This window comes from Massilia sp. LXY-5 (assembly GCF_059801075.1).
The window spans coordinates 485,499-501,987 of record NZ_JBNNEH010000006.1; the positions used below are offsets into that span (position 1 = coordinate 485,499).

General features: G+C 64.6%; 18 protein-coding genes. 14 read left to right on the plus strand and 4 right to left on the minus strand.

The window, feature by feature from the left end:
• Nucleotides 1-100: 100 nt before the first annotated feature.
• Nucleotides 101-1,033: a LysR substrate-binding domain-containing protein gene (locus tag ACI48I_RS20605; RefSeq protein WP_498575275.1), complete on the minus strand. Its 933-nt coding sequence runs from the start codon at nucleotides 1,031-1,033 to the stop codon at nucleotides 101-103.
• A gap of 122 nt (nucleotides 1,034-1,155) precedes the next feature.
• Between ACI48I_RS20605 and ACI48I_RS20610 the strand changes: the two genes are divergently transcribed.
• Complete coding sequence (locus tag ACI48I_RS20610; protein ID WP_193687967.1) at nucleotides 1,156-2,376, plus strand: HD-GYP domain-containing protein; 1,221 nt, start codon at nucleotides 1,156-1,158, stop codon at nucleotides 2,374-2,376.
• Nucleotides 2,377-2,384: 8 nt separating this feature from the next.
• On the opposite strand, the gene ACI48I_RS20615 is transcribed toward ACI48I_RS20610, so the two are convergent.
• Entirely contained in the window at nucleotides 2,385-3,425 is a 1,041-nt protein-coding gene (locus ACI48I_RS20615; protein WP_193687968.1) for a GGDEF domain-containing protein, read from the minus strand.
• A 353-nt stretch (nucleotides 3,426-3,778) separates the two neighbouring features.
• Here ACI48I_RS20615 and ACI48I_RS20620 point away from each other — a divergent pair, with 353 nt between their 5' ends.
• The 13 genes from ACI48I_RS20620 to ACI48I_RS20680 all read left to right on the plus strand — a co-directional run bounded on the left by ACI48I_RS20620 (nucleotide 3,779) and on the right by ACI48I_RS20680 (nucleotide 15,384).
• The gene (locus tag ACI48I_RS20620) at nucleotides 3,779-3,964 is read left to right on the plus strand and encodes a Flp family type IVb pilin (protein ID WP_193687969.1); all 186 of its coding nucleotides are present in this window, start codon (nucleotides 3,779-3,781) and stop codon (nucleotides 3,962-3,964) included.
• Between the two features lie 60 nt (nucleotides 3,965-4,024).
• Complete coding sequence (locus ACI48I_RS20625; protein ID WP_193687970.1) at nucleotides 4,025-4,555, plus strand: A24 family peptidase; 531 nt, start codon at nucleotides 4,025-4,027, stop codon at nucleotides 4,553-4,555.
• 153 nt (nucleotides 4,556-4,708) lie between these two features.
• Nucleotides 4,709-4,894, plus strand: coding sequence for a Flp family type IVb pilin (locus ACI48I_RS20630; RefSeq protein ID WP_193687971.1), 186 nt, complete (start codon nucleotides 4,709-4,711; stop codon nucleotides 4,892-4,894).
• Between the two features lie 245 nt (nucleotides 4,895-5,139).
• Entirely contained in the window at nucleotides 5,140-6,576 is a 1,437-nt protein-coding gene (locus tag ACI48I_RS20635; RefSeq protein ID WP_498575276.1) for an ATP-binding protein, read from the plus strand.
• Nucleotides 6,573-7,433, plus strand: coding sequence for a Flp pilus assembly protein CpaB (cpaB, locus tag ACI48I_RS20640; RefSeq protein WP_193687973.1), 861 nt, complete (start codon nucleotides 6,573-6,575; stop codon nucleotides 7,431-7,433). Before ACI48I_RS20635 ends, cpaB begins: the two co-directional genes overlap by 4 nt.
• 25 nt (nucleotides 7,434-7,458) lie before the next feature.
• Nucleotides 7,459-8,991 carry a type II and III secretion system protein family protein gene (locus ACI48I_RS20645; RefSeq protein ID WP_193687974.1) on the plus strand — a complete coding sequence of 511 codons (1,533 nt, stop codon included), beginning with the start codon at nucleotides 7,459-7,461 and terminating at the stop codon, nucleotides 8,989-8,991.
• A 9-nt stretch (nucleotides 8,992-9,000) separates the two neighbouring features.
• Nucleotides 9,001-9,273 carry a hypothetical protein gene (locus tag ACI48I_RS20650; RefSeq protein WP_193687975.1) on the plus strand — a complete coding sequence of 91 codons (273 nt, stop codon included), beginning with the start codon at nucleotides 9,001-9,003 and terminating at the stop codon, nucleotides 9,271-9,273.
• 62 nt (nucleotides 9,274-9,335) lie between these two features.
• Nucleotides 9,336-10,511 (plus strand): CpaE/TadZ family protein, encoded by a 1,176-nt coding sequence (locus ACI48I_RS20655; protein WP_498575277.1) that lies wholly within the window; start codon nucleotides 9,336-9,338, stop codon nucleotides 10,509-10,511.
• A gap of 18 nt (nucleotides 10,512-10,529) precedes the next feature.
• Nucleotides 10,530-11,876, plus strand: a complete 1,347-nt coding sequence (locus ACI48I_RS20660; RefSeq protein WP_193687977.1) for a TadA family conjugal transfer-associated ATPase — start codon at nucleotides 10,530-10,532, stop codon at nucleotides 11,874-11,876.
• Nucleotides 11,877-11,909: 33 nt separating this feature from the next.
• Nucleotides 11,910-12,887, plus strand: a complete 978-nt coding sequence (locus tag ACI48I_RS20665; protein ID WP_498575278.1) for a type II secretion system F family protein — start codon at nucleotides 11,910-11,912, stop codon at nucleotides 12,885-12,887.
• A gap of 9 nt (nucleotides 12,888-12,896) precedes the next feature.
• On the plus strand, nucleotides 12,897-13,835 hold the full coding sequence (locus tag ACI48I_RS20670; RefSeq protein ID WP_498575279.1) for a type II secretion system F family protein: 939 nt from the start codon (nucleotides 12,897-12,899) through the stop codon (nucleotides 13,833-13,835).
• Between the two features lie 16 nt (nucleotides 13,836-13,851).
• Complete coding sequence (locus ACI48I_RS20675; RefSeq protein ID WP_498575280.1) at nucleotides 13,852-14,976, plus strand: LytR C-terminal domain-containing protein; 1,125 nt, start codon at nucleotides 13,852-13,854, stop codon at nucleotides 14,974-14,976.
• A gap of 96 nt (nucleotides 14,977-15,072) precedes the next feature.
• Nucleotides 15,073-15,384 carry a BON domain-containing protein gene (locus ACI48I_RS20680; protein WP_193687981.1) on the plus strand — a complete coding sequence of 104 codons (312 nt, stop codon included), beginning with the start codon at nucleotides 15,073-15,075 and terminating at the stop codon, nucleotides 15,382-15,384.
• 10 nt (nucleotides 15,385-15,394) lie between these two features.
• On the opposite strand, the gene ACI48I_RS20685 is transcribed toward ACI48I_RS20680, so the two are convergent.
• Both ACI48I_RS20685 and ACI48I_RS20690 read right to left on the minus strand, forming a co-directional pair.
• A complete protein-coding gene (locus ACI48I_RS20685; RefSeq protein WP_498575281.1) occupies nucleotides 15,395-16,162 on the minus strand; it encodes a GIN domain-containing protein in 768 nt (255 codons plus the stop codon).
• A gap of 110 nt (nucleotides 16,163-16,272) precedes the next feature.
• Nucleotides 16,273-16,479, minus strand: coding sequence for a hypothetical protein (locus ACI48I_RS20690; RefSeq protein ID WP_193687983.1), 207 nt, complete (start codon nucleotides 16,477-16,479; stop codon nucleotides 16,273-16,275).
• Nucleotides 16,480-16,489: the final 10 nt, after the last annotated feature.

Here is a 16,489-nt window from a genome sequence, read left to right on the forward strand (position 1 = left end):
GTGGTGTCGCGGTGGGCGACGGGCGCGTGGAGTGTATGGCCTTCCCGCTAACAGGGGAAATAGGGATTGCGGATAGGGGTATAAGAAAAAATGATGGCAGTTATTCGCGCAAACGCGCGCCGGGCCAGCCGCCATTGGCACACAGCATTTCGGTCACCTGGCGCACCAGGCGGCTGATCGCGGCAGCCGCATTCGTCAGCGGAATATTGCGCGAGGCGCACAGGGTAACGCTGCGGCGGATCGGCGGATTCTCGATCGGGGTCGCGGCCAGCAAGCCGCTGTTGATTTCAGCGCGCAGCGGCGCCAGCGGCAGCAAGGTCGCACCCATGTCGGCCAGCAGGGCGGACTTCAGGATCGCGATCGAGTTGATTTCGATCAGTTTGGTGAGCGCCAGCCCCGCACCCGCCGCGGCTGCCTCGATCAAGGGGCGTACGCCGTGCTGCTGGGCGGGCAGGATCAGTGTGTTGGACAATGCCGCGGCCAGCGCGATCGATGCCGAGCGCGGCTTTGACAGGGAATCGGTGCGGCAGATATACATCAGGTCTTCCTCGACCAGGGGTGTCGCCTCGAAGCCGCCGAGCTGACCATCGTCGAACAGGACGGCCAGGTTCAATCTCCCCGATTTCAGCTGTTCGATCAGGTTGCCCGAGATTTCCTCGGTCAGTTGCAGCGTGATTTCCGGGTAGGTGGTGCGCGCGGCCGTAAGCAGGGGTAAGGCCAAGGCCCCGGAGATGCTGTGCGGCAGCCCGAGTGTGACGCTGCCCGAGGGGCGGGTGGTCGACTGGGTGACGGCCGAGCGCGCGTCGGCCACCTGCTTCAGGATGGCTTGCGCATGTTCGTAAAAGACCTTGCCCGCATCGGTGCTCAGGACGCCGTGGGCGGAGCGGTGCAGCAACTGGGCGCCGAGTTCTTCCTCGAGCTGGCGCAGCTGCTGGGTCAGCGCCGGCTGCGCCACATGCAGCACCAGCGCAGCGCGCGACAGGGACCCGTGATCGACGATGGCAACGAAATAACGGAGTTGTCTTAATTCCATCGAGAACTAATTTGTGCCTAGCTGCAACACTTTAGTGGTAAAAAGTTTATTCAGGGAAACGAAGTTGATATACTGTATAGCCCGTCGTGCTGGCGGAGATTAACATACGGTCGGACCCTTGCATGCTTAAAAAAATCGATTCCTCCCAGCTTCGCGTGGGCATGGCTATCCACGACCTCGACTGCGGCTGGATGGAACACCCGTTCGTCCGCGCCAGGTTCGTTCTCAGCAGCGACGACGAGATCCGCAAGATCACCCGTGCCGGCATCCGCAACGTCATTATCGACTGTTTGAAAGGTGTCGACGTCGAGGCGGCCCCGACACTGGCCGAAGCGCAGGCGAAGACTGAAGCGGAAGTGACGGCCATTGCCAGCAAGCCCGTGAAACCGGTCCGTACCAGCCTCGGCGACGAGATGCAGCGCGCGGTCGGCATCCGTCGCCAGGCGGTCAACCTGGTGCGCACGGTGATGCAGGACGCGCGCCTCGGTAAAGCGGTCGAGATGGAGAATGTCTCGCCGGTCGTGACCAACATCACCGAATCGATCCTGCGCAATTCCGGCGCCTTGCTCAGCCTGATGCGTATCAAGACCAAGGATGACTACACCTTCCTGCACTCGGTCAGCGTGTGCACGCTGCTGGTCGCGTTCTGCCGTTCGCGTGGCATGGACGAGGAAACGATCTACCAGGCCGGCATCGGCGGGCTCCTGCACGATACCGGCAAGGCGCTGGTGCCGGATAGTATCCTGAACAAGCCGGGGCGCCTGACCGACGAAGAATTCGCGATCATCAAGAAGCACCCGCGAGACGGCTACGACCTGCTGCGCCAGACGCCGGAAATCGGCGCGATCCCGCTCGATATCACCTTGCACCACCACGAGCGGCACGATGGCAGCGGTTATCCGGAAATGCAAAACGCATCCGAGATTTCCGAGCTGGCACAAATGGCGGCGATCGTCGACGTCTACGATGCGATCACCTCGGACCGCAGCTACCACAAGGGCATGTCGGCGGCCGACGCGCTGCGCAAGATCTACGAGTGGAGCAAATTCCACTTCAATCCGGCGCTGGCCCAGGAGTTCATGCGCTGCGTCGGCATTTATCCGGTCGGCACCATGGTGATGCTCGAATCGGGGCGCCTGGGCGTGGTGGTCGAGCCGCACGAGAGCAACTTGCTCACGCCCAAGGTCAACGTGTTCTTCAACACCAAGAGCCAGACCTATATTCGTCCGGAGCTGCTCGACCTGTCGCGCGCGCTGGGCTTTGGCGGCGGCGACAAGATCGTGCGTCACGAGTCGCCCGACAAGTGGCGCGTCGACCCAAATAAATTCTTGCTGGTTGCCTGAAATAAGGCCTAGAAAAATTCGGCGGTTTCGTTCGAGGTCACCGTCTGCAACAGCCCGCGCTCGACCAGCTCGTTGTAATGGCAGACCTGGTTGCGGCCGTGGGTCTTGGCGTAGTACAGCGCCTGGTCGGCGTGACCGAGCGTCACCACCGGCGAATCGTAGGGGCTGATGCTGACGAAGCCGACGCTCACCGTCACCTTTCCCACCTGCGGAAACTGGTAGTTTTCGACATTGCCGCGGAAGCGGTCGATGATGCGGCGCGCATTCTCGAGCGTCGTCGAGCGCAGCAGGACCACGAACTCCTCGCCGCCAAAACGAAACACCCGGTCCTGGGCGCGGAACGATGCCTGCAGCTGATTCGCGATCAGGATCAGCACTTCGTCGCCGTACAGGTGGCCGAAGGTGTCGTTCACCATCTTGAAATGGTCGACGTCGACCACCGCCAGCCAGCCCGTCTTCTCGCCCTGATTGCAGCGCCGTTCGGGCTGGCCCGCTAGCGGCGGCTCCGGCTCGGCCGGGCATTGCAGCATGCGTGCGAGCTGGTCTTCGAAGGTTTTGCGATTGAGCAGGCCGGTAAGCGAATCGCGTTCGCTGTAGTCGAGCAGATTCTGGAAATTCCGGTAGACGCCGACGATGCCGGCGACCATGTGGATGGTGGTGGCAGGGAAGGGCGCTGCGCGCACGATTTCGATGCAGGTGGTGGCCTTGTCGCCGAACCAGATCGGCAGCCACAAGCTACGGGTGCCGTCAGGACCGCATGTTTCGGTGCTGGTGTCGTGGCGCGCCAGGCAGGCGGCCAGTTCAGGATAGGCTTCGAGTGGCTCGCCGGGCGTGCCGCCGTCGTGCAGGTCCTCGACGCGGGCGGCACCGCCGGTGCTGATGCTGGCGCGGACACGCACATGCTGGCGCCCACCGAACGTGGAGATGGACAACACCCGCGTCTGTGCGGCGGCGGCCAGTTCCTGCACTGCCGCCACCACCGAGATGTCGAGCATCGCATGGTCGCGGTGGCCGGTCATGTCCACCATGTGTTTCAGAAGGGAATCCATGTCATTCTCAGAAATGTAATCAACCCACCACTGCCTCTCTTCGACCAGCGCCGACCGCTAAAATTTCCGAAGAGCAAGCGAAACAGCATAATCCTTTTTTGTTATCAGAGCAATATTCGGCCTGCTAATTCGGTGGTTTCCATGACACAGACAGTCCCATTCGATCCGCATCAATGTTCTCCAAGAGAAAGTAATTCCTTATGGAAAGCTTGCTAACAGTCAACTTGCCGTGAGGCATCATATTTTATAGTGAACTCACTGCAGCGGAAACGACGAAGCGCAGTTAGCGGAGTCAACGGAGGTTCTCCAGCCGTTGCAGGGTTGTTCTTATAAACCACCATATGGAGTTTGTCATGAAAACGATCTTTACCGCTGTGCAAGCTTTCATCGCTGACGAAGACGGCGTCACTGCCATCGAGTATGGTCTGATCGCTGCGCTGGTCGGTGTCGCCGTGGCGGGTACCGCAAAGCTGCTCGGCACCGAGATCAAGACGACGTTCACCAACGTGATTAACGCCCTGAAAGGTACCACTACCTAATTACTCAGGTTTGCCCTCCGGATCTCGGTCCGGAGGGCTTTTTTTTTGGGGAATTCGATCATGCCCATTCCTACCTGGCTCGACCTGTTGCTGGTCATTCTCGTTGTCAGCGCGGCCATCACCGACCTCGCGATACGCAAAATCCCGAATTTATTTCTGTTACTTGCCTGGTGCGCGGTGGTCGGTCTGCACCTCGCCGACACTGCTCCCGTCGTCGCCCTCGGCCATGCCCTCGGTGGCGCTCTCATTGGGTTTGCTTTCTTCCTGCCCCTGTATGTCGTACGGGGCATGGCAGCTGGCGATGTCAAGCTGATGGCGACCGTCGGCCTGTTCCTCGGGCCCTCGAACACCGCACAGGCCTGCATCCTGACCTGGTGCGTGGGCGGGGTGATGGCACTGCTGATGATTCTCTTTACGCGCCGCTGGTCCGATGCCTATGCCAATTTGCGCAGCCTGCTCCTGCCGATGCTGCGTATCGGCCCCAGCGTACAGGCAGCCTCGCTGGCGCGTCCCAGCGTTGGTTCGATGCCCTATGGGTTCGCAATCGCCGTCACCACGCTCTGGCTGCTGGCACAACGGCATTTTACCTAAGGTAAGTAAGACTTTGCTTATGGTCAACTTTCCTTGCGGCATCATATTTTATAGTGGACATACTGCAGCGAGAACGGCAAATCATCGTTGGCAGAGTCAAGGAAGTCTCCTGCTGTTGCAGGGCTGTTTTATCAACCAACCTAGGGAGTTTTCATGAAAACGATGCTTAACAGTGTGCAAGCATTCATTGCCGACGAAAGCGGCGTGACTGCCATTGAGTACGGTTTGATTGCTGCCCTGGTCGGGGTCGCAGTGGCCGGGACCGCCAAGTTGCTGGGCGATGAAATCAAAACCACATTCAATAACATTGTGACGAGTCTGAAATTGGCGTTGACGTAAGCACGCAGGTTTGCCCTCCAGAGCGGCTCCGGAGGGCTTTTTTCAGAAGCGAGCTCGCCCGAACCAGCGTTGAATCCGTGCCTGATGGATTCGCAAGTTCAACGGCCACTTTATGGTGATGCGCACAACCTCATCTTCCGCGACGGTAACCCCTTGCTGCGCCTCAATGGCTTGGGAGAACCGGTCGCTAGAATGAAATCCATATTCCTAGGGAATGTTCTCTAGCGAATGCAAGGAGAAATACCATGAGTGAAACGCTGTCTTTCGCAGCGTCTGCGGGGGCGTTCGGCACGGCGCCGAGCGCGTCCACGATGCCGCCGGGCGAACTCGATGTCGCTGCGATCTTGCCGCGCCAGCCGAGGTCGGTCAGCGACACCGGACTCGACCTGCGCCTGGTATCGAGCCTGGTGCTCAAAACCTTGCATACCACCGGGCGCGCGCCGCTGCCGCTACTGTCCGGAAAGCTTCGCCTGTCCATCAGTGTGTTGCGTGAAGCGCTGGGGGCCCTGACGGTCGAGCAGCAGGTCGAAGTGGCCTGGTCGGGTGATTCCGACATCGACGTCCAATATCAACTGACGCCGATCGGCCAGCGTGCCGCGCTCGCCTGCCTGGCCGAGTGCGGCTATGTCGGGCCGGCACCGGTCACGCTCGATGCCTATCGCGCGATGGTCGAGCGCCAGTCCCTGCGGCGGCCGGCGCTGCGCCATCCGGAACGGCAGGGCGGACGCCCGTCGGCCCCGACTTGCGGGCCTGCCCCGGCCGCCCTGGCTGCCATGCTGGCTGACGATGGACTGGATCGGGCCCAACGCGAGCTGCTCGGTGCGGCCTTGCATGCGCAACGGCCGCTCTTGCTGCATGGCCCGACCGGCTCCGGCAAGACGACACTGGCGCGCAAGCTGGCGCGCCTGCTGCCGGGCACGGTGGCGGTGCCGTACGCGCTCCTGGTCGAGGATCGCATTGTCCCGTTCCACGATCCGCTGCGCCATCCGGCACCGCTGCCGCTGGGACGCCAGCAGGAAGAACGGCGCAGCTGCGATGCGCGCTGGGCGATCTGCCAGCGCCCGCTCGTGCATGTCGGAGCCGAACTCGATGCGTCCATGCTCACGCTGCACGCCGACCCCGACAGCGGAATGCATCACGCTCCGCTCCAGCTACAGGCCAACAATGGCATCCTCGTACTCGACGATCTCGGACTCGCACCTGCGCCGCCGAGCGAACTGCTCGCGGCCTGGCTCGGAGTGCTCGACGGCGGCCCGGCACGCCTCGCCGCGGGCGGACATGGTGAGACGGTGCCCTTCGACGCAATGCTGGTGCTCGTCACCAACCAGGCGCCGGGCAGCGTGTTCGATCCCGCTTTCCTGCGCCGCATCGCTTACCGGATCGAGCTCGGGCCGCTGGCCGAAGCGGCCTATCGCGCCATGTTGCGCCGTGCCAGCCGGCTACACGGACTGGACTGCGACGAGACCGTGATCGATCACCTGGTCACGCGCCTGCACCGCGCCGGCAACATACCGCTGCTGGCCTGCTATCCACACGAGCTGCTCGGCCGTGTGCTTGATTTCGCCGGCTTTGCCGGTACCGAACCCCGCCTGACGATCGCTGCCCTGGAGCAGGCGTGGAGCAGCATGTGCACCAGCGGCAGCGCCCCGGCCTCGTGCCACGTCGCAGGAATCGAACCATGAAAAACAAGCGCGCCCTTGTCGTGATGGCCATTGCCGTCCTGTTCGGCCTGACGGCCGTGATCCTCGCTTCGCGCTGGTTGCTGTTGCAGCCGACTGCCAGCGCCGGACATATCGTGGTCGCCGCCACCGACATCAACCTCGGCCAGCGCCTGACGCCCGAGATGCTCAAGCTGGCCGAGTGGCCCGCCGACAGCATGCCCAAGGGCGCCTTCACGGATCCGGCCAAGCTGGCGGGCCGGGTACTGAAAAGCAGTGTGCTGGGCGGCGAACCGGTCAGCGAAGCGAAACTGGCGCCGGCCGGCACGCTCGGCGGCCTGTCGGCCCTGATCACCGAAGGCAAGCGCGCGATCACCGTGCGCGTCAACGACGTCATCGGCGTGGCCGGCTTTGCGCTGCCGGGCAATTATGTCGACATCATCGTCAGCACCGCGAAGGATCCGGGCCCCGAGACGAATGCGCGCGAACAAAGCATTTCGAAGATCGTGCTCGAGCGCATCCTGGTGCTGGCGGTGGCACAGGAAGTCAACCGCGATGAGACCAAGCCACGCGTGGTCAATGCCGTCACGCTCGAGGTCACGCCGGAACAGGCCGAGAAACTCGACCTGGCGCGCAGTGTCGGCACGCTCTCGCTGGCGCTGCGCAACCAGGTCGATCCGCAATCGGCCCAGACCGAGGGCGCCACCAAACTGACCTTGTTGCCGCTCGCGGCCCCCGTTGAAAAACCAGCGTCGCCCAAGCCGGCAGTCGCGCCGCGCCGTCCCGAGAAGGCCGTCGTCTACCGCGTCGCCACGCCCCTGGTCCGGCGCAATTGCGTCACCGTCATCAACGGCCTGCATTCCTCGCAAGAGTGCCTCTGATCCCCTTACCGTGTCAGGTGAAATCATGAACACCAGTTCACAACCGTCCGGCTACCCGCTTCACCCGCGCGCCGGCTTGCTTTCCCTGTTGCGCCGCTGCGCTGTCGGCGGCGCGGCATTGGCACTGGCCGGCGCCGCGCACGCTGCGCGCCCCATTCCCCAGGCCGAGGCCGCGCCCGCCGCCGGCAGCGGGGCGGGGCCGCGCTGCAGCGGCGAGGCGGCACGCCCGGCCCAGGTGGCGCTGCAGATGGGTAAATCGACGCTGATGCGCCTGCCGGAAGCGGTCCAGAACCGCAGCGTCGGCAACCCGGAAGTCGTGCAGGCGATGCTGGTGTCGGCGGACACGATGTATATCGCCGGCGTCGATGTCGGCACCACGAACATGATCGTGCAGGGCCGCAGCGGCTTGTGCAGCGTGCTCGATATCACGGTATCGATGGATCCGAGCGCGCTGCAGGCGACGCTGGCTGCCGTCATGCCCGAGGAGAAGGAGATCCGCGTGCTGGCCGCCGCCGATTCGCTGGTGCTGACCGGGACCGTCTCCGATGCGTCGGCAGTGGCGCGCGCCGCTGACCTGGCCACTGCCTACGTGCACCGTCCGCTGCGCCCACTGGGCGCCGTGCCGAAGGATCTGGCACCGAACGGCGCGGGCGCAGCCAATGGCAATACGGGCGGCCCGCGCCTCGTCAATCTACTGAGTGTGGCTGCGCCGCAGCAGGTGCAGCTCGAAGTGAAGGTGGCCGAGGTATCGAAAAGCCTGCTCGAACGCCTTGAAGGCGGGGTCAACTGGAGTTTCGGATCCGGCAACTGGGCCGCTGTGCTGGGAGCGAATTTCCTGAGCGGTACCATGAAAGGAGGACTGGCTGCCCAGCGTCCGAACGGCAACGGCTTCGGTGCAGCCGCCCAGACGCAGGATAGCCTGGTACGTGTGTTGGCCGAGCCGAACGTCATGGCCATCAGCGGCCAGGAAGGCAGTTTCCTCGCAGGCGGCAAATTCTATATCCCGGTGGCGCAGGACAACAACCGCATCACGCTGGAAGAAAAGGAATTCGGCGTCGGCCTGCGTTTCACGCCGACAGTGCTCGGCGGTGGCCGCATCAACCTGCGTGTCGCGCCCGAAGTGTCGGAGTTGTCGCGCGAAGGCATCGGCATCAGCGCCACCGGTCTTTCCGGTAGCGCGATCCTGCCGGTCGTCACCACGCGCCGCGCCAGCACCACGGTGCAGCTGTACGACGGCCAGAGCTTCGCCATCGGCGGCCTGATCAAGAACAACCTGGTGACGGGCCTGAAGGGGTTGCCGGTGCTGGGCGAGGTCCCCGTACTCGGCGCCCTGTTTCGCAGTACCGACTTCCAGCAGGACCGCACCGAACTGGTCTTCGTGATCACGGCGCGCCTGGTCAAGCCGCTGACGGCGACCGGCTACAAACTGCCGACCGATGGTGTGGACGCACCGTCGCGCGCCGCCCTGATGCTCGGCGGCCGGTTGGAAAGCGCGGCCAAGCTGCCCGAGCCCGTCGCGCGTACGGGCCAGAGCGTCGACGGATTCGAACTCAAATAGGAGGCGGCAATGATCACCAGGATAACCGCATCAATCGTGGCGCTGCTGCTGCTGCAGGGCTGCTCGACCGCACCCCGTTTCGAAAAAGGCTTCGGCACGTCGGTACGCGCCAATCTCGCGGCGCAGACGATCGACCCGCGCGGCGCGGCCAACGCCAACCCTGCAATTGGCATCGACGGGCCGGCCGCGCGCGCGGCGCACCAGCGCTACCAGCAATCCTTTGTTCAACCCGACAGCGCGGCCAGCGCACCGCTGCTCAATACACTCGGCAGCGGGAAGTAAGTCGAGCGGCGCGCCATCGTCCCTCCACTGTTTCCAGCCCGAGTGCCTCCACGAGGATCGTCATGAAAGCCCTTTTGATCAGCCGCGACAGCCTGCTGTTTGCCGAGCTCGCCTCCCAGGGCGCGGCACGGGTGCCGCCGCTGAACGTGGCCAACAGCCGTGTCTCGATGCGCGAAGCGCTTGACCGGCCGCTGGGTGAAGCGCCAGGCCTGGTGATCGTCGACGCCGGCGAAGGCGCGCCCGACGATGCCGACCTGCTGGAACGGATGGTGCGCCAGTACCCGGAGGCGCAATTCATGCTCCTCACCAGCCAGCACCAGCCGGAATTCCTGATTCGCGCGATGCGTGCCGGCGTGCGCGAAGTGCTGCAGCTGCCGCTGGTGCACCGTGCCTTCCACGAGGCGATGGACCGCATTGCCACCGCCGCCGGCGTCGCCCAGATGCGCGAAGGCAAAGTACTCGCTTTCATCGCCTGCAAGGGCGGCAGCGGGGCGACTTTTATTTCGACCAACTTCGGCTACGCCTTGGCCACGCTGGCCGAAAAGAAGGTGCTGCTGATCGACCTGCACGGCCAGTTCGGCGACGCGGCTTTGTACGTGTCGGACCAGAAGCCGACGATGACGCTGTCCGACGTGTGCGAGCAGATCTCCCGCATCGACGGCCCCTTCCTCGATTCCTGCCTGGTGCACGTGACGCGCGGCTTCGGCGTGCTGGCCGCGGCCGACGACCCGTCGCAGGCGAAAGAGGCCAAGCCGGAACACATCGACGCCATCCTGCGCGTGGCGCGCCAGCACTATGACTACATCGTGCTCGATGTCGGGCGCCAGATCAACGCCGTCTCGCTGCGCGCGCTCGACAGCACCGACACCATCTATCCGGTGCTGCAGCTGGCGCTGCCCGACATCCGCGACGCCCGGCGCCTGCTCGACATCTTCCGCTCGCTCGGCTATCCCCTCGAGACGATCCGCCTGATCGTCAACCGCTACGAAAAAGGCGGCCGCCTGCGCCTGCCCGACCTGCACGCAGCGCTCGGCTGCGAAGTCGTGCATACCGTGCCGAACGATTACGTCGCCGTCACCGATTCGGTCAACCAGGGCGTGCCGGTCCTCGAACTGTCGCGCACGAGCGCGGCCGCGCGCAGCCTGGCCGACCTGGTGGAACTGGTCACCGCACGGCGCGCCCCGGAAACCCGTGGCTTGCTCGACCGCCTGTTCGGACGCGGCGAAGCCGATTATTAAGTATTCAGGGAGAAGCCCATGTCCTTGCGCGAACGCCTTTCCGTCTCCGACGATGACCGCAAGACCGGCGTACTGCCGGTCGAAGCCGGTAACGGGGCCTATCAGGAACTCAAGAAGACGATGCACCAGATGATCCTCGACCGGATCGACCTGGAGCGCCTCAAGCGCCTGACCGCCGAGCAGTTCAAGCACGAGCTGGCGCTGCTCATCCAGCGCATCATCGAAGAGGAACGCATCGTCCTCAACCAGCACGAGCGCCACAACCTCGTGCTCGACATCCAGCACGAGATGCTCGGCTTCGGCCCGCTCGAGCCGCTGCTGAACGACCCGACGGTATCGGACATCCTCGTCAACACGGCCAGTCGCGTCTACGTCGAGCGTCGCGGCAAACTCGAAATGACCGACATCAGCTTCCACGACAATGCGCACCTGATGAAGATCATCGAGAAGATCGTGTCGCGGGTGGGCCGCCGCGTCGACGAATCGAGCCCGATGGTCGATGCGCGCCTGCCGGACGGGTCGCGCGTCAACGCGATCATCCCGCCGCTGGCGATCGACGGGCCGATCCTGTCGATCCGGCGCTTCGGCGCAACGCCGTTGACGGTGCAGAACCTGCTCGAGTACAAGAGCGTGACGCCGCCCATGGTCAAGGTGCTGCAAGGCCTGGGTATCGCCAAGATCAACATTCTGATCTCGGGCGGCACGGGCAGCGGCAAGACTACCCTGCTCAACCTGCTGTCGGGCTTCATTCCCGCCAACGAGCGCATCGTCACGATCGAGGATGCGGCCGAGCTGCAGCTGCGCCAGCCGCACGTGGTGCGCCTGGAGACGCGGCCGGCGAATATCGAAGGCAAGGGCGAGGTCACGCAGCGCGCGCTGGTCAAGAACGCGCTGCGCATGCGCCCGGACCGCATCATCCTCGGCGAAGTACGCGGACCCGAGGCACTCGACATGCTGCAGGCGATGAATACCGGCCATGAAGGCTCGCTGGCGACGATCCACTCGAACACGCCGCGCGACGCCTTGTCGCGCCTGGAAAACATGGTCGGCATGGCCGGCGTGAACCTGACGCCGCGTGCGATCCGCCAGCAGATCTGCTCGGCGGTGACGGTGGTGGTGCAGGCGTCGCGCCTGATCGACGGCGGCCGCAAGATCGTCAGCCTCCAGGAAATCACGGGCATGGAAGGCGACATGATCTCGATGCAGGAGATCTTCCATTTCGAGCAGACCGGTGTCGACCGCGACGGCAAGGTGCTCGGGCAGTTTTCCGCCACCGGTGTGCGGCCGCGCTTTGCCGACCGCCTCAAGATGTACGGCGTCGACATTCCCGACAACACCTTCGACCCCGACCGCATTTTCCAATGAACCCGCAGGCCATGCCTGCAGTGGAGCCGCGCCATGGATCTGCTTTTCTACAGCTTCACCGTCTTCCTGTTCGCCGCCGTGATCCTGCTGATCGAGGGCGTTTATTTATGGTGGTCGAACACCCACGGCAAGGCTGCCCAGCGCATCGCGCGCCGGCTGCAGGTGATGTCCGGCGGGGTGGGGCGATCCGGCGAGCGCATCTCGATTCTCAAGCAGCGCCGGTTCAGCGCCCATGACGGCGTCGACCGCCTGCTGCACCGGATCACGCCGCTCCACCGGCTCGACGCCTTGCTGCTCCAGGCCGGCAGCGCGCTGACGGTCGACCGCTTCCTCGGCTGTTCCCTCGCGGCCTTCCTGCTGGCCCTGCTGGTGAGCGCGCACTGGCCGCTGCCCCTGGCGCCGCGCATCATCCTGGTGCTGCCCGCGCTCGGCGTACCGTATTTCCTGGTACGCCGCGCGCGGGCACGGCGCCTGCACCGCATCGAGTACCAACTGCCCGATGCCGCCGATTTCATCGCGCGCGCCCTGCGTGCCGGGCATTCGTTTACGAACGTGCTGCAAATCGTCGGCAACGAGCTGCCGGAACCGCTGAGCAGCGAGTTCCGCATCGCGCGCGAGGAAATCAACTATGGCGTGCCGATGGGCGAAGCCCTGCACAACATGGCCGCACGGATTCCGCTGACCGACCTGCGCTACCTGATCATCGCAGTGCTGATCCAGCGCGAATCGGGCGGCAACCTGGCCGAGATCCTCGGCAATATCAGCACCATCATTCGCAGCCGCCTGAAACTGGTGGCGCAGGTGCGTGTGCTGTCGGCCGAGGGCCGTATGTCGGCCTGGATCCTCGGGCTGCTGCCGTTTGCCGTGATGCTGGCGCTCACCCTGCTCAACCCGGAATACGTCAGCATGCTGTGGACCGACCCGAGCGGCGTGCGCCTGCTGTGGTACGCGGCCGGCATGATCCTGTTCGGCGTCGTCTGGCTGCGCAAGGTCATCCGTATTCGCATTTGAGGAGTTGCCATGAACGCCGCACAATTGTCCTTCCTGCTGATCGTCTTCGGCATCGTCTGCGCACTGGCATGGCTGGCGATGATCCTGTTCGCACCGGTGGCGCTGCGCACCCGCCTGCGCCGTTTCATCGGCAAGTCCGACACAACCCAGCTCGAGTCCGATGGCTGGGTGGAGCGGATCGCCAAGGTCACCCAGCCGCTGACCAAGCTGTCCGTTCCGGACGAGGGATGGGAACAATCGGCCTTGCGCACCCGTTTCATGAACGCGGGCTGGCGCAACCCGTTTGCACCGACCTTGTTCTTCGCCGCCAAAACGGCGCTGTCACTGTTCGGGCCGGCTGTGATCGGCGTGCTCGTCCTCGCTACCGTGATCGTGCTGTCGGGTATGAAACTCCTGTTTCTGCTGCTGCTGACCGCGTCGATCGGCTACTACCTGCCGAATGTCGCCCTGCGCCAGATCGCGCAGCGCCGCCAGCGCGAGATTTTCGAGACCCTGCCCGACGCGCTCGACCTGCTGACCGTTTGCGTCGAGGCCGGACTCAGCCTGGAACGGGCATTCGTGAAGGTCGCAGGCGAAATCCACATCAAAAGCGTGACATTGGCGCAAGAGCTGCAACTGGTGCTGATGGAAATGCGCGCCGGTTTCAGCAAGGAGCGGGCTCTGCGTAATTTCGCCCTGCGCAGCGGTGTCAACGACGTCGATACCCTGGTCGCCATGCTGATCCAGTCCGAGCGCTTCGGCACCAGTGTCGGCGACTCGCTGCGGGTGTATTCGGACAACCTGCGCAACAAGCGGCGCCTGCTGGCCGAGGAGTGCGCCGCCAAGATCGGACTGAAACTGCTGTTTCCGCTCATCTTCTGCATCTTTCCGACGCTGTTGATGGTCCTGCTCGGACCGGCCGCCATCCAGCTGGGCCGCACGCTGGGCTCCGTCAACGCCGGATTGTGAATCAAGGAGAACCCTCATGCAGACCCGCCGCCTACTCAAGAAGATCTCGGTCCTGTGCACCGGTGCGCTGTTGCTCGCCTGCGCGAATGGCACGCGCCAACCGGCCGCCGCGCCGGCTGCCGACGCCGAGCGCGCCTATGACCAGGGGCGCCAGCATCACCTGGCCGGACGCTATGAGGAAGCCATCGCCGCCTACCGCACGGCGCTGGCCGCCACGCCGCGCCATGTGGGTGCGCGCAATGCGCTGGCGGCCGCGTTTGCGCGCCAGGGCAACTTCGCGCAGGCCATTCCCATCTGGCGCGCCCTCACCGACGAGCTGGCACCAGGCAGCGGACCGGACAGCGCCTACCTGTTCGCCAACCTCGGCCACGCCTACCTGCTGGGCGGCGACCTGCAAAACGCCGTGACCGCGCTGGAGAAAGCCTGCGTGCTCGACCCGCTCGACCATCGCGCCTGGAGCAAGCTTGGCGAAAGCCTGCGCCGCCTCGGCCAGGACGAACGCGCGGCCCTGATGTTCCGCCAGGCCGAGGCGCTGCGCCAACACGATTTCCGGGGCGACTATGCAACCGCCGGCGGCACGGCGGTGGCGGCGATCGAAGCGGCGGTCGCGCAGCCGGCGCGGCCAGAGAACGGCTGGGCCGTCACCGAAGTGCGCACGGCCGCCGACGGCACCCTCGAACTGCTGCGCCTGCCGGCAGCGGGAACGCCGGCCAAGCCGGCGCTGGCACGGACTGCGCCGGCACCGCAGCCGGCGCCCCGTGCGCGGCTTGAACCCGTGCTGCTCGAAATCCGCAACGGTAACGGTGTCACCGGGATGGCCCGCTCGCTGTCGCGCCAGGTCGTGGGCGACGGCCTGCAAGTGACGCGGTTGAGCAACGAAAAAGGTTTCCAGGTGCGCCACAGCCGCATCGAGCACGCTGCGGACTTCCGCGCCGCGGCCGAACGGCTGGCGCAGCGCCTGGGCGGCGCCGGCAGCGGCCGCTTCGATCCGGTCCAGATCGTCCAGGTCGACAATTGCAAGCCGACCGACATGCGCCTGGTGCTCGGCCAGGACCTGGCACGCGGGCAACTTGTGCTGCGCCCGGCCGCGCAAGGCCAGCAGGCTCTGGCGGTGGCCGACCTGCCAACCAGGGCGCCTTGAGCGCGCGCTAGCCCGGCACCTTTGTTCCGTATCAAACGCTGTCGGTACGCCCGCCCGAAAATGGGAAGATCTTCTTCATCTCACGGGAGCGTTGCCATGAATATTGCACAGCGTTTTATCTCGATGTTTGCCGCCTTCATGGTGTTTGTGCTGGTCGGTTGCGCGCCGACCAGTACGCGCGAAGGCACGGGCGAGTACATCGACGACACCCTCATCACTAGCAAGGTCAAGGCCGCCTTTGCCGCCGATCCCACCGTGAAAGCCACTGAAGTGAAGGTGGAAACGTTCAAAGGTACGGTGCAGCTGAGCGGCTTCGTCGAATCGCGCGAGAGCGCCCAGAAGGCGGTACAGCTCGCGCGTGGGGTCAAGGGTGTGAAGGAAGTGCGCAACAACACTGTCCTGAAGTAGCGGGTTTTATTTAACGCCAGCTGACCTTGCCCATGCCACCAGTGGTCGCATTGCGCTGCGCCGGCTTGCCATAGACGGTGGCCGAGCCCATGCCGTTCAGGTTCAGGCTCGCCGCCGAGCTGGCATACACGGTCGCCCCGCCGAGACCGCTCATATCGAGGTCGACGGTTTCGGCGCGTAGCTTTTCGGCGTCGAGGTTGCCGACCCCGGCGAGGGTCGCGCGCAGCGCACGGGTCTGGCCGGTGACGGCGAGTCGGCCGGCACCGCGCAAGGCGAGGTCCATCCGCTCGGCCTTCGCCGCGTCGATGGTCAGGCTGCCGACGCCGCCCAGGCTGGCATCGACCTTGCGGTAGCTGCCCGCGAGCGTGACGGCCCCGGCGCCATCGAGGGCGAGCACGATCTTGTCGCCGCTGAAGCCGCTGACCGTGCTGGCGCCCACGCCTTCCGACACGAACTCGGCAAGGTTCGGCACGACCAGCTCGGCACGCAATTTCGGATTGTGGTCACGGGCGTAGTGATTGCGGCGTTCGGTGTCGATTTCCAGCGTCTCTCCCTGCTGGTGGGTCGTCACGCGCGCGACATCGGCGCGTTCGCCCGAGATCACGAGCGAAGGCGTGACGCCCTGGCGCACGACGAGGTCGACCACGCCGTCGAGTTTTACGCGCGTGACACGCGCATCGACTTTGCGCGCTTCGCGCACGAGGTCGTCCGCCAGGGCGGCGCTTGCGCTCAGGGTCAGGGCCGAGGCCATCAGGGTGGTGCCGAGCAGTTTGTTCATGGTTGTCTCCGTCATCGAGTGGATGATGCCACTATAGGAGCGGGAACCGGCCACGGCACGGGCCGTGCGACAGACTGCACGATAGACGGAATGAAGCGCTGAACCACCGCTCAGCGCCGCAGTGCCCGCCTGATGAGCAAGCCCGCGCCCAGCAGCGACAGCACGACCACCGCCAGCGCCATCCATCCTTCGTACGCGTGAATCAGGTGCGGCATCCCGGTCTCATGGGCCTGTGCGGGCGCCGCGGTGAGGGTGGCGGCAAGGATCGCGACCAGGATTGCGGCGATGGGAGCGAGGCGGCGCAGGAACGGGGACATGACAACTCCT

What these genes read in the sequence shown, in the direction of transcription:
- ACI48I_RS20605 (WP_498575275.1), bottom strand. Translation starts at nt 1,033, where the DNA reads ATGGAATTAAGACAACTCCGTTATTTCGTTGCCATCGTCGATCACGGG.
- ACI48I_RS20610 (WP_193687967.1), top strand. Translation starts at nt 1,156, where the DNA reads ATGCTTAAAAAAATCGATTCCTCCCAGCTTCGCGTGGGCATGGCTATC.
- ACI48I_RS20615 (WP_193687968.1), bottom strand. Translation starts at nt 3,425, where the DNA reads ATGGATTCCCTTCTGAAACACATGGTGGACATGACCGGCCACCGCGAC.
- ACI48I_RS20620 (WP_193687969.1), top strand. Translation starts at nt 3,779, where the DNA reads ATGAAAACGATCTTTACCGCTGTGCAAGCTTTCATCGCTGACGAAGAC.
- ACI48I_RS20625 (WP_193687970.1), top strand. Translation starts at nt 4,025, where the DNA reads ATGCCCATTCCTACCTGGCTCGACCTGTTGCTGGTCATTCTCGTTGTC.
- ACI48I_RS20630 (WP_193687971.1), top strand. Translation starts at nt 4,709, where the DNA reads ATGAAAACGATGCTTAACAGTGTGCAAGCATTCATTGCCGACGAAAGC.
- ACI48I_RS20635 (WP_498575276.1), top strand. Translation starts at nt 5,140, where the DNA reads ATGAGTGAAACGCTGTCTTTCGCAGCGTCTGCGGGGGCGTTCGGCACG.
- cpaB (WP_193687973.1), top strand. Translation starts at nt 6,573, where the DNA reads ATGAAAAACAAGCGCGCCCTTGTCGTGATGGCCATTGCCGTCCTGTTC.
- ACI48I_RS20645 (WP_193687974.1), top strand. Translation starts at nt 7,459, where the DNA reads ATGAACACCAGTTCACAACCGTCCGGCTACCCGCTTCACCCGCGCGCC.
- ACI48I_RS20650 (WP_193687975.1), top strand. Translation starts at nt 9,001, where the DNA reads ATGATCACCAGGATAACCGCATCAATCGTGGCGCTGCTGCTGCTGCAG.
- ACI48I_RS20655 (WP_498575277.1), top strand. Translation starts at nt 9,336, where the DNA reads ATGAAAGCCCTTTTGATCAGCCGCGACAGCCTGCTGTTTGCCGAGCTC.
- ACI48I_RS20660 (WP_193687977.1), top strand. Translation starts at nt 10,530, where the DNA reads ATGTCCTTGCGCGAACGCCTTTCCGTCTCCGACGATGACCGCAAGACC.
- ACI48I_RS20665 (WP_498575278.1), top strand. Translation starts at nt 11,910, where the DNA reads ATGGATCTGCTTTTCTACAGCTTCACCGTCTTCCTGTTCGCCGCCGTG.
- ACI48I_RS20670 (WP_498575279.1), top strand. Translation starts at nt 12,897, where the DNA reads ATGAACGCCGCACAATTGTCCTTCCTGCTGATCGTCTTCGGCATCGTC.
- ACI48I_RS20675 (WP_498575280.1), top strand. Translation starts at nt 13,852, where the DNA reads ATGCAGACCCGCCGCCTACTCAAGAAGATCTCGGTCCTGTGCACCGGT.
- ACI48I_RS20680 (WP_193687981.1), top strand. Translation starts at nt 15,073, where the DNA reads ATGAATATTGCACAGCGTTTTATCTCGATGTTTGCCGCCTTCATGGTG.
- ACI48I_RS20685 (WP_498575281.1), bottom strand. Translation starts at nt 16,162, where the DNA reads ATGAACAAACTGCTCGGCACCACCCTGATGGCCTCGGCCCTGACCCTG.
- ACI48I_RS20690 (WP_193687983.1), bottom strand. Translation starts at nt 16,479, where the DNA reads ATGTCCCCGTTCCTGCGCCGCCTCGCTCCCATCGCCGCAATCCTGGTC.